Raw genomic sequence first — 12,852 nt, 5'->3', positions numbered from 1 at the left:
GAACGGATTGACCGTCGCCAGAGTGTCAGGCCCACCATCGAGCGCCCCCGCCTCTCGCAACTCGGGCGCGGTATCGTAAAGATATTGGCGCACCTGCTCGAAATCGCGATCCACAAGCGCCTGTAGCACCGGATAGGTCTGCACATTGAAGCTGAAGGCGGTAAAACCGCCATTGGGCAGATCATAGGCGAAGCCGGGTGCCAGCGTCCGGCCCGTGCTGTTGATCCGCGCATCCGCAAGGGTCCAGGGAAGATCACCCGCGCCTGCGGGCGGTGTGCCGGTGAGATTGGTCGAGAAACTCAGGAAGGGCAGATCATAGACGCCTTCGGCACGCCCCAGATCGGGCGCCCCGAAGGTGAAATGCACGTAGGGCGTATCGATATTCGAGAAGTTCTGCAGCGTCAGCGCATAGGTGCCGGTGCCGCCCACGGGCACGATCCGCGGCCCTCCGAGAGCGAGGCCCACCGCGTTCTCGATGGCGCGTTCCACGAGGAACCGATAGGGCAGAACGGCGCGGGCACCGTCGGGGTTGATCGCCTCGACATCATAGAGCCCCAGATCGGCACCGGCGAGGTCGAAGACCGCGACGATACGCGCGCCGTCGATCACCTGCGTGGCGACAGGCAGGACCGAGGCAACGCCCGGCCGGGTCAGGCGCAGCACGGTGTCCGGCGCGAAAGAGGCCCCTTCGACAACGGCGGTGACATAGCGCCCGTCCCCGACACGGTCCTGACGGATATCGAGAAGCTGGAAGGGCAGGATTTCGGCTGACAGGCTTGCCGACACCTCTTGCGTGCCCGCATTGCGCGCCAGCACATAATAGAACCCGGCCTCGGTGCTGCCGACAGTCGCGGTCTGGAGCGGGCCAAGGGCGTTGTCGTAGATCGCATCAAAATGCGTGGCGGTCGGCACATCACCCCTGCGCAGGAAGAGTTCCAGCTGCGCATCGGGCAGGCTGGCCGCGATCTGTGACCGCAGGGTCTGGCCCGGCGGCACCTCGATGCGGAACAGCACCTCCTGCCCCGCAGCCAGAGTAAGCGGGCGGGTCACGCCCAGTTGCAGATCAGGCGTGACGACAAAGACCGTGTTCAGGGTGGGGGCGGTATTGTTTGCGGTCTGCCCGTCCTCGAAAACCTGATCGCGCGTATCGGCGCGCACGATGAAGCGATAACTGCCTTCGGCAGCGACCGGGACACGGGTGGTCAGCGTCGCGATGTAGCTTTCACCCGGGGCGAGCGGGCCGTTTCGCATGACCTGCCCCACCAGCCGGTCGCTCAGATCCCATTGCGCATCTCTGGACAGGAAAACCGCATCAGCCCATTGCCCGGTCGCCGCTGCCGCGCCCTGATTGGTGACGCGCCAAGTGATCGTGACTTCCTCGCCGACGGTCAGATTGCCTGTGACCGTCACATCGGATGTGACCAGATCGGCGGGCGGTGCCTGCGTGAAGCGCACCGGCGCGGCCGAGGCGCGGATATTGTTGCTCTCGCCCGCGCCTTCGAACACGGCCCCCAACGGCGCGGTCTGGGTGGCCCGGTCGGTCACGACAAAGACGAAATATTCGCCCTCTAGCGGCTGGCGCAGGGTGAAGCTGCGGGTGATCTGGTAGCTTTCACCAGCGCCGAGCCCGCCGGAATGCTCTACCGCACCCAGAAAGATATCAGCGGCCAGATCCAGCGACTGATCGCGCGACAGGTAGATCAGATCGGCCCACCGACCCTGCATCGGGGGCGTCGCCGCTCCAGCATTGACAACCTCGTAGCCGATGGTCAGCGCCGCGCCGCGTTGCACAGTTTCGGGGATGTCGATTGTGGCGACCTGCAAATCCGGCAGGGCACCGGCTGTCACCTCGCGGGCCAGAGCGACCAGATTATTGCCCTCGCCCTGAAATTCGCGCACCTTGTCTGGCCCGGTGACGCGCAGCCCTGCCAATCCGGGCCCGACGGTGCTGGAATTTGCGCTGCCGGTGCCGGTGGCGCTGTCGGTCTGCAACAGGATATGAAATGGCCCCGACAGGCCCGGCGGCAGAATGATCTCGCTCTCGATCGTGTAGCTCTCGCCCGCCGCCAGCCCGCCGCGATGTTCGAACTCGGCCAGCATGTGATCGCCCAGATCAAGTGCGGCGTCGCGCGACAGATACACGCGGTCCATCCAGAGGGGCGCGGTCGCGTCGCGCGTGCCGGTATTGGTGATCGTGAAGCGGATGGGGACAGGCACGCCCGAGACGATCTCTTCGGGCAGATCAATCGCGGTGATTTCCAGATCCGGTTCGGAAAATACCGCATCGAAGGCCGCACTGCCGCGATTATTGGTGTTGAGCGCCCCCTCATAGACACTGGCCGCATAATGCCGCGCGGCGGTCGTGCTGTTGCCGCTGGTGAGTTCACGCTCGGGATTGCGACCGCTGGCCTCTGAATCGGTGAGGACATGGATGAATTGGCGCCCGTCGATCCCGGCAGGAAGTGTCACCATGGCCTGCGCGGTATAGCTTTCGCCCGCGCCAAGCGGCGCGGCAAGCTGGATCGTCTGCACGGCAAGGCGCGTGGCGCGGCTCAGATCAAGCACGGGGTCAGGCGAAATCCAAACGGAATCGAACCAGAGTTCGGTCCCCTCCCAGATGGCTGCGCCCTGATTGGTGACACTCCATTCCACCTGCACCTGCGCGCCGGAAACCGTGCCATCCGCCGGGGGCGTGACAGATGTGACAACCAGATCTGAGGGCTCGGTCATCACGCTGGCGGAGGTGGAGATGATATTGTCGGCCTCGTCGGATTCGACCACGCCCGGCACACCCTGCCGCGGGGCATCGACCACGACATGCACATACTGGCCCCGCACCGAGGGCGGCAGGTCGATCTCGACGCTTTGCTGATAGCGTGCGCCTGTGGCCAGCGGCCCTGTGCGCGCAACCTCGCCCACCAGCCAGACCTGCGCGCCCGGCGCCCCGAAAACCGGGTTGTCGCTGACATAGACCCTGTCAACCCAGCGCGCATCGGCATCAATCGGGCCGTTGCCCTGATTTTCGACTGTCCAGCTAGCCCGGAGCGGGCTTTGCCCGGCCACCACCGGCCCGTCAACCGAGATCGTTTCGGGAACCAGATTGGGCAGTTGCGGCACAAAGGCCAGAATATCGATGGCCCGGCCACGATAATTATTGCTGTCGATCTCGTCAGGGTCGTCGGGGTTTTCGTTACCTGCAAGCGTGTCCTCGATCACCAGATCAGTGGAATCGGTCCAGACCGTCAGGTAATAGCGCCCGCTTTCCACAGTGTCGGGGATGGTGACCAGCGCGCTGTCCTCGTATCGTTCACCCGGCGCCAGCACGCCGGAATGCGGCAGGCTGCGCAACAGGATCGCGCTGTTGCCGCTGACGAAATCGACCCCACCACTTGTCGGATCGGCGGGCGGCAGGGGGCTGGGGCGCCGGGGGTCGCGGGCAAGCCAGATACTGTCGGTCCAGTTGCTCACGAAAGTGGGGTTCAGACCGGCATTCGTCACCGAGAAACGCAGCTCGATCTGCGCACCAGCCACCGCCTGAACCGGCGCGATCACCTGCTCGACCAGCAAATCAGGCTTGAGCGCCGGTGTGATCTGGATTTGCGTCGCGGCGATATTGTCGCCCTCGTTCGGAAATTCATCGATCTGCGAAAGCGCGTCGGTTGACACGATGATATAGGCAGGCCCGCCAAAGCGCAGCGGCACCACCAGCGGCCCGGTCACCGCGGAATAGCTTTCGCCGGGCGCAAGCGCCGAAATGTTCTGAAAGCTGCCCAGAAGCAGATCATCCGGGGACAGGAAGGGATCGAGCGACAGATACACCCGGTCAATCCAGTTGCCCGAGGCCGTGACGCTGCCTTGATTGATGATCTCATATTCCGCCGAAACCGTGCCACCGGCGGCAACGCCATCCGTGGCCACAATCGCGGCCACCTGAAGGTTGGGGCGTGGCAGTGGCGCAATGGTCATCACATCCGCACTTGTGGCCAGATTGTTCTGCGCGGCGGCGCCATCCTCGAAAAGCGTGCCGCTTTCATTGGTGACGACAACAAGCCGGTAGCTGCCCACCAGTCGCTGCGGCAGGCTCACGCGTTCAGTACGCTGATAACCGAGCCCGGCCTGAAGGGTTGTTTCGGTCGCATAGCGCCCGATGAGCTGTCGCGCGCCGCCATCCACCGCTTCCAGATAGACCGAATCCACCCAGCGCCCCGAAGCGGGTGCCGCGCCCAGATTCTCGACGCGCCACGCAATGTCGATGGCCGCGCCTTCGATGGCCGTGTCGGGCAAGGCCAGATCGACCACAGTGAGGTCGGGCGACGGGCTGCGGGTGACATCCAGCGGGACCAACACAGACATGTTGTTGTCCGTGAAGATAAACTCGAACGGCCCGCCCGTGCGCACGCGCAGATAGACCGTGCCGTCTATCCCGTCGGGCAGGCGGATCTGCGCATCGCGCGTATACCCCTCGCCCGCGGCGAGTGCGCCGACATGGGTGAAATTCTGTGACAGCAACTGCCCGGTGCCATCGGGATTGGCGAAAAGCTGCACGCGGTCGGTCCAGACCGCCTGATCGGTGACACCGATCCCCAGATTCTCGACGGTCCATGACAGGTCGATCATCTGCCCGCTGGCCCCTTCGCTATCGGCGTGAACCGCGCTGACAACCAGATCGGCATAGGGCTGGGGCATGATATCGACGAAGCCGGGAACAACGGCGATATTGTTGTCGCGCTTGCCAGCCTCGAAAACCGCGCCTTCGGCATCGGTTTCGACATAGATCACCAGCCGCTCGGAGAACCGTGGCGGCAGCACGATATCAAGCACCGCCTCATAGCTTTCCCCCAGAGCCAGCGCGCCATCGCGCACAAACTCACCAAGCACGAAATCATCGCTGTTGCCGATCGTCCCGTCGCGCGAGGCCATCACGCGGTCGATCCAGCCCGTTTCCGCACCGGTCCCGGTGCCGATATTCTCGACCCGCCAGGACACGGTGATCGTGGCCGGATCGCGGATGGTGAGGGCAGGCGCGGTCACATCGCTGACCACAAGATCGGCATGGGGTGCCAGATTGACGGTCAGCGCAGCGGTGGCGGTGTTGTTGAGCGCGTCGGTTTCAATGATCTGCGCCTCGGCATCTGTGATCGCGAGAATGTGGAACTCACCCGACAGCGCAAGCGGTATCTGGGCAGTGATCCGCTCGGACAGCACGTCCCCCGCAGCGAGCGCCTGATCTCGGTCAAAACGCGCCAGCACAATATCATCGGCATCGAATAGGGTGTCGCGCGACAGCACGACAAGATCAACGCGCCCGGCACCTGCCTGCCCGCTGCCGGAATTGGCGAAATCGACATCAATCTCGATCACCTCGCCCGATGTCACCAGACCAGGCGCCTGCAGTGCAGAGATGACAAGATCGGGCCGCGCCACGGAGATCGGGCCGCTGACAATCAGATTGTCCGCCTCTTGTCCGCCCTCGAAGACCCGCGATGTCACATCCGACTGGACGATGATGCTGTAGCTGCCGCCTTCGATATCGGGGAAAGGCACGGTCAGACTGGCAGTGTAGCTTTCTCCGGGCTGCAGATCAAAGGGCCGCGCCACCGTGCCAAGGATCACCGCACCTGCCAATGTGCCATCCGTGGACAGGAATACCCGGTCGGACCATGGCGCGCGCGCAGGCCCCGCGCCGGTATTCTCGACGCTCCATTCAATTACAAGCGGCTGCCCCGGCGCGGCCTCGGTCGGCACAGTGATGCCGGTTGCGGTCAGATTGGGTGCGGGGCCAATGGTGATCGCCGTCGGGGCAAGGGTCGCGCCGATATTATTCTCCAGCGCGTCGCCTTCGAAAACGCCGCCATCGGCATTGCTGTGCACCAGCAGATAATAGGGCCCGGTGACGCCACCGGGAATGGTGAAGCTGCCGCTTGCAGTATAGCTTTCGCCAGCCTCCAGCGGTCCGCTGCGCGCGATGCGGCCCAGACTGATATCGCCCGCACCAAGCACCGGATCGCTGGACAGGAAGACTTCATCTTCCCAGCCCCCCAGCGCGGCATGTTCACCGATATTGCGCACACGCCATGTCACATTCAGCACATCCGTGAACAGCGCCGAAGCGGGGGCCAGTACAGCCTCGACCGTCAGATCGGCGGCAGGGGCGCTCAAAGTCAGGTCCGTCGTGATGGTGTTGTCAGCGCGGGTATCGGGTTCCGTGACCGCCTGCGCGGCGTCGGTGATCACAGAGAGCGTGAACAGCCCGTCCAGATTAGCAGGCAGTTGCACCTCGACCATGCGCGCATAGCTTTCCCCTGCAGCCAGGGCACCGCTACGCGCGATTTCGGCCAGCACGATATCGTCGCCCGTGCCGGTCGCGCCATCGGGCGACAGCACAATCCGGTCGATCCATTCACCGGCATCCGTCACAACCCCGCCGATATTGGTGACGGTCCAGCTGACCGGGATGAGCGTGCCGCCGATGGCGCTCGCGGGCGCGACCAGATCTGACACGCGCAGATCGGCCAGCGCGACCTCGGCTGCGGTGAATTGCACCGTCGCGGTGTTGTTATTGGCCCCGGTTGCGCCGGTCGGCAGGGCCTCGACCAGTCCAATCACGCCAGTGGCGCTGCGATTGGCCGTGACCGTGACAAGAATATCGCCCGTTCCGGCCTGCCCGGCGGGCAGGGTCACGCTCAGGCGCTGTTCAAGCCGCGCGCCGGGGGCAAGCATACTGCCAGCGCCCGGCTCAACCGCCACCGCAGTATTGAAGAACGCGCTCGTCGTGCCGACGCGGCGCAGCGTGACACGGTCACTCCATTCCGCCCGCGTGGTCGCATTTCCCTGATTGACGACATCCCAGACAATCGTGACCTGCCCACCCGCAGCGGGCGCGCCCTCGATGCGCAGATTTTCGACCACCAGATCAGCAGCCGAAACGAAGCGGGTTGTGGTACTGTTGTTGAAGGCTGCTGTGCCCTCGGCATTGCCTTCGGTGACAGCATCGTCAGTATCGGTTGAAACCGTGACATCGAAGCTGCCCGTCGCCGCCGCGCCGCCGGGCCAGGTAAAGGTGAAACTGCGCGCCACTTCGGCGCCCGCCGCGATGGGCGCATCATCGTAGGGCAGTTCAGCAAGCAGGATTTCAGTGTTGGTGAGCGTGTTGCGAATGCGGATCTGTTCGGCCCAGGGCCCCGCTGCTTCGGCCAACCCGTCATTGCGCGTCACCCATGAGACCGTGACCGGATCCCCCGGCTGCCAATCCGCGCTGGCCGGGCCCAGCGTGATATCCCTGACCACAAGATCGGGCAATTCATCGCTGAGAGCGACAAGCTGGGTTGAGACGCTGCCGCCTTCGACAATTCCGGTGCTGCCCGGCTCGGGGACCGCATTGAGCCAGTCGGTTTCGAGCAGGAATGACAGCGCACCGGTTCCTGCCGCGCCTGCGGGCAGGACCAGTGTGATCAGATTGGCCCGCGAGGCCCCTGCCGCCAGTCCTTCGGCGGGCAGATCGAGCACAGCGATGACGGATCCCAGATCCAGATTGCGCACGATCAGCCGCTCGTTGAATGCGCCGGCATCCGCGCTCCCACGGTTTTCGGTCTGCCATTGGACAGTGACGGGGGCCCCGGCCTGCACCGCTGCCCCGCCCGCCCGCGTGACCGAAAGCCCGGAGGGCCCAAGATCGGCGCCGGGGGCTTCGGGGTGCAGGCTGACAGGCTGCGCGTTGCGATTGGTGAACAGGTTATAGACGAAGCGGGATTCAGCGGTACGGTTCTCCGACCCGCCCACCAGCAAGAGATAGGTCCCGCTCTGGGGCAGCCGCAGCGCATTGATATCAGAGGCGAATCCGGTGGTGCTCAGAACCGTGCCTGAAGGCGAGATCACGCGTCGGTTGGCGGAGCCATCGGCCTCAAGGACACGCAGGTAAAGCGCATCGCCCGCCGTCGCATCAAAGGTGAATGCGCGCGTCGCATTGCCCGGCGAAAGCGTCACATCCAGAAAACTGCCTGCGGTTACAGGTGCGGCGGCGGCGAGATCGATCAGGCGGAACCGGAAATTACCGGTGAAATCATCCACCGCGAACAGCGAGCGGTTGCCCGAAACGATGAAACGGTAGCTGCCTGCCGTCAGACCCAGAATCTGCGTGGTGCCACTGTCACTGCCGAAGCTGCCGGTCTCGACCATACCGCGCGGGCCGACAAGTTCCCAGCCGATGCCGGACAGGCTGGACTGGGTGTCGATATAGACCTGCCCACCGCTGGCCATGGTGAAATCATAGGCAACGCGGTCGCCCGGCACACTGATACTGCCCTCGACCGTCGCGCCCAGCGCGATGGTCTCTTGACGCTGATCCGGACGGTGCAAGGAGAGTTCAAGCGCCGCCCCCGCGGGTTGCACGGCATTGGCGTCGAGCACGAAAACGTAGCGCCCGGTGAGTGGCACGACAAATGTGCCCGGATCCCCGCCCTGAAACCCGTCCAGCAGCAGCGCGCCGCCGGGCCCGACGATGTTCAGAGAGCCCGCAGGCCCCGACCCGTCGCTGCGCCAGGCATGAAACCGGTCACCGGCGGAAAGCTGCATCTGCACCATTCCGGTACGCGCGCCCGTCGGGATAACAATATCGAAGGTCGCAGTGTCACTGCCATCGGGTGCGACCACTACCGGCGCGGCATCGAGATCCAGCAAGGTGAACTGAAAAGGCACAGTTTCCGCCGAGCCGGAATATTGCAGCTCGATCTCATAATCTCCGGCAGCCAGCGCATAAAGATCTCCGCCCAGGGGGCGCATGGAACTCAACGACCGCGCGGCAATCTGGCCAGTGCTGTCGCGCAGAACCCAGGACAGTTGCGACGTACCGGTCTGGCTTTCGACCGCCAGCACGGTCGCCTGATCAAGGCTGAAGTGATACCGGAACACCTCTCGCGGTTCGGTGAAACTGCCAGAGATAGGCACTCCGGTCGCGACGCTGGCCTCTCGCAGCGTGACCGCGCGCAGAGTGAAGTCGACGGCAAAGGGCGCGGCGCCGGTATTGCTGCCTGAAATCAGCAGATGATAGCGCCCGGTCTGCGCGATCCGGGCAAGGGGCGTGTCCTGAAGCGAACGGCTGTTTCCGCTTTGGAAGGAAATGATCTCACCATCAGGCGCAAGCAACTGAAACGCACCCGATGCCGGATTGCCCCCGGTGACGCCCACTGCATCGAGAAAAACCTGCTGCCCGGCCTGCGCATCGAAACCGGCCACGCGTACCGAATTTCCCGGATCGAGCGCGACAGTCACGGGCACATCCGGCGTGATCGGTTCGGCGGCGGCAAGATCGATCAGCCGGAACGCGTAGCTGCCGGTATTGCTGCCCGTGGCCGACAGTGCCAGGCGATAGCTGCCCGGTCCCAGCAGAATATGGCCGGGATTGTCGAAACCAACGCCAAAATAGCCGTTCAGCAAACTCGCATTCAGCGCGCGCGGGTCGGTGCGGTTGCCGAATTCATCCTCGATGCGCCACTGAATGACCCCGGTTGCGCTGCGGCTGTCGAACACCAGCGCGGTTGTCTCGGTCAGGGTAAATACATGGCCGGCAATGCCGCCGGGATCAGCAATCGCGCCCTCGACAAGATCGCCGATGGCGAATGACCCGCCTGAAACCGCCGCTCCGGTGACGGGCGTGACCGCGCTCAGTGTCAGGGCAAGGTTCAGTTCCGATGTGACATTATGGCCAGCATCAATGATGACGGAATAGGCGCCATCCCAGCGCGAAACGAGAGTTTCACTGCCCTGGAAACTGCGCGAGATGACTTCATTTCCGTGGGGGTCGATCACCCGCAACCGGAAGGAACCGGCGCCGAACCCTGTGCCGGACAGGGAACCGGGGGTGAATGTGATCTCTTCGCCGCGCTGCAGGGGTAAGCGGAAGGATGCACTGGCTTGCGGGACGATGAGGACCGTGGTCGTCGTGCCCGCCTCGATCAGCGGCGCGGCACCAAGATGAGCAAGATTGAAGGTATATTCACCGGTTGCGTGATTGCTGCCGGTGACGAAAATCTCATAGCGCCCGGCCACCAGATCAACGATTTGCTCGCGCTGATTGGCCTGGCTGTTGAAGTTGCGCCCTGCCACGACGAAACCTGTCTCGATGCTGCGCAGTTCCCAGGCCAGAGTTCCGAGATTGGTGCGCGAATCGAGATGGAACCGCCCCGGCGTATCAATCTCGAAGCTATGCCGGTTGATATCGCCGGGCCGTTCAATCTGACCGGACACAACGGTCCCCGGCGTCATGGGCGTGGCGCGGTCGCGTCGTTCCCATAGCGCAAATGTGTAGCTGCCCTCGGTATCGGCCGATGCCGATTGCTGCCCTTCCAGCACAAGGTAATAGACGCCTGAGGCAGGAATACGGATGGCTTGGATATCGGCACCGGTCATACGCTGTATCTGCTGGCCGGACGGATCATATAGCCGCGCCGTGTGACTGCCGCCCAGTCGGGCGATATCGTCGAAGTACAAAAGCGCGCCTTCGCTCAGTGCAATCCGCCGCACTTCGTTCCCCCGGGCGGGCGAGAGTGTCACCGTATGCTCGGCATTCACCTCGATCAGGGCGGCGGCATCAGCATCAATCAGGCGGAAGGGCAGAACGCCGGAATTCTGTCCGCTGAACGATACCTCCAGCCGGTAGGCACCGGCGGCAAGCGCAAACAGGTTCTGTACGCCATCCGAGGTCAGACTGCTTGAAACGATTTCGCGCCCGACGGCATCGAACACCCTGAACTGCCCCGATGGGCTGGACAGGCGCGAGTCAAAATGCAAACGGCGGTCGCTGTCGAGGGTGAAGTCATAGATCGCGCGGCTGGATGGCGTGTCAAGCTGCGCCGTGACCACTGTGCCGAGTGTCAGATCAGCACGCGTATGCTGCGCAAGTCTTGGCAGCAGGGTGTAATCCAGCGTTGCCGTGGCGTACTGGGCATCGACCATGAGGTAATAATGCGTCGCACCAATCGCCGTGACGGGCCCGAATGTGCCACCAAGCGACTGGCGCGTGATGATGCGGCCATCTGCGGCGAGAAGCGAGAAATTGCCCGCGCCACCGCCCCGATTGAGGGTTCCCACTGTAAGCGTCTCGCCATCGGCCAGATCAATCCGGTGCAATTGCACACCGGCTTGCTGTTCGATCCGTCCTTCCAGTGTGCCGCCCGCCGCGAGTGTGGCCGTATCCGGCGCAGTGACCAGCCGGAACCCGTAATCTCCGCTGTTAAATCCGCTTCCGCTGATGCTCAGAACATAAGTACCCGGCGAGAGGTATTGCGTGTCGGAATAGACCGATGCGGAATTGAGCGTGCGCGCATCGACCAGACGGCCTGACGGCCCGTCGAGCGTGTAGCGCAGGGAGCTGGACAACAGGCTGTCAATGGCGACGAGCCCTTCGTCGGCAATCTCGAAACTGTAACTGTGGCGTGACCCCGGCGCGAGCGTGCCGAACTGGGCGGTGCCAAGCGCCAGATCGGCGGCTGTGTCGGTAATGCGATCAAGCGTGAAGGTCACTTCGCGCGCACCGCCCGATGTCAGATTTCCGCGCAACAACAGATGATAAGTGCCCGATTGTGCCAGCACAGTGCGGAATATCCCGCTGCTGCTGGTCACAACCTGGCCCGCCTGATCGCGGATTTCCCATGTCATGCCGCTGACCGAGCCGACAGGCTCTGGCATCACGCGGATGACATCCCCGGCGCTGGCGTTGAAACGATAGACCGCACTCTCCGAGGCGGAGTTGAACGAAACGGTTTCGGCTGTCCCGAAATCAAGAACGGGCGCAGTTGTCAGATTCCGCAAGGCGAAGGAATACTGCGATGGCACAGAACTACTGACCCGGATCAGGTGATCGCCGGGCGGAACATAGACCAGCCTGTCCCCGAACAGCAGTTGCTCGTTAAGGATCGTGTCGCCGTAGGTGTCAATCAGGGCAACCCGCAGCGCCTGCGCGGGCACGGTATTTTCCGCGCCGCGCAAGGCATCGAGCAGGAAAATCCCGCCATCCGGCGCTGAAAAGCGGAAATTATCGGCGCCGCCGGATATGTCGATCTCGCCGTCGATACGAGCGCCGGGCACGATCAGCGGTTCCGTACCGTCGAGCGGAGAATTGACCGGGTCCAGCACACGATCAAGCGTGAACCCGAATTGCACCGGATCGCCCGTCCCCGACGCGCCCTCGACAGTGATCACATATTCCCCGCTGACCGGCAGACGCAGACTGCTACGGAGGGTGTCCGTCTGGGTCGTGGTGTCGAGCACCGACTGCCCCGTGGGTCCGGTGATGCGTATCTGCAGATCGAAAGCACCAGTGCCGTCGCGCGTGTCGACGATCACGGCAAGGCGCTCGCCCGCTTCGGCCATAACAGAATAGCTTGCGGTTTCGCGCCCGGTCGGCAGCTCGCCCGTCACCGCGACGCCCGGAATGATCGGGGTTGCATCGGAGAGGTCGCGCAGGTCGAAGTGATAGGCCCCCGTCGCCGCGCCGATGCCGCTGACCGTGAAGCGATACGTGCCTTCTGCAAGGGCTATGGCGGCTGGCGCAGTGGCAAAGCGGCCATTCGTTCGATCCAGCCGCGCGCCCGCCAGTTCATCCCCGGCGACGCTGGTCAGGCGCCATTCGAAATCACCCTGCGACACGGCATCCACATGAATCCGCGTCGCCTCGGACAGGACAAGGACATAGGCATCCTCTTCGCCCGGCAATTCGATCGTTCCCGCCACAGGAAAGAAATCGGCCGAGAGAAGCAGCCGTTGCTCCAGCGTTTCCAGATAGACCTGCCCGAAAGGCCCCGCTTCAGCTTCCGGCGCGCGGCTGTCCTCAGGTCCGGGGAGCGTGTCCTTTGGCAT

Annotated in this window: 1 protein-coding gene (running past one end of the window); it reads right to left on the bottom strand. The window is 63.6% G+C overall.

Annotated elements, in window-relative coordinates; translation table 11 throughout:
• Positions 1 to 12,852 carry the 5' end (the start) of a CARDB domain-containing protein gene (locus BG457_RS01965; RefSeq protein ID WP_071795266.1) on the bottom strand. Its footprint begins 18,819 nt before the window's first position, so only the first 12,852 of its 31,671 coding nucleotides appear in the window; its start codon is at positions 12,850 to 12,852; the stop codon falls past the left edge of the window.

The sequence above is a fragment of the Natronohydrobacter thiooxidans genome (genome assembly GCF_001884735.1).
GTDB lineage: Bacteria > Pseudomonadota > Alphaproteobacteria > Rhodobacterales > Rhodobacteraceae > Roseinatronobacter > Roseinatronobacter thiooxidans_A.
The sequence above is the reverse complement of the archived record's forward strand: the minus strand, read 5'-3'. Positions and strand labels throughout refer to the sequence as shown.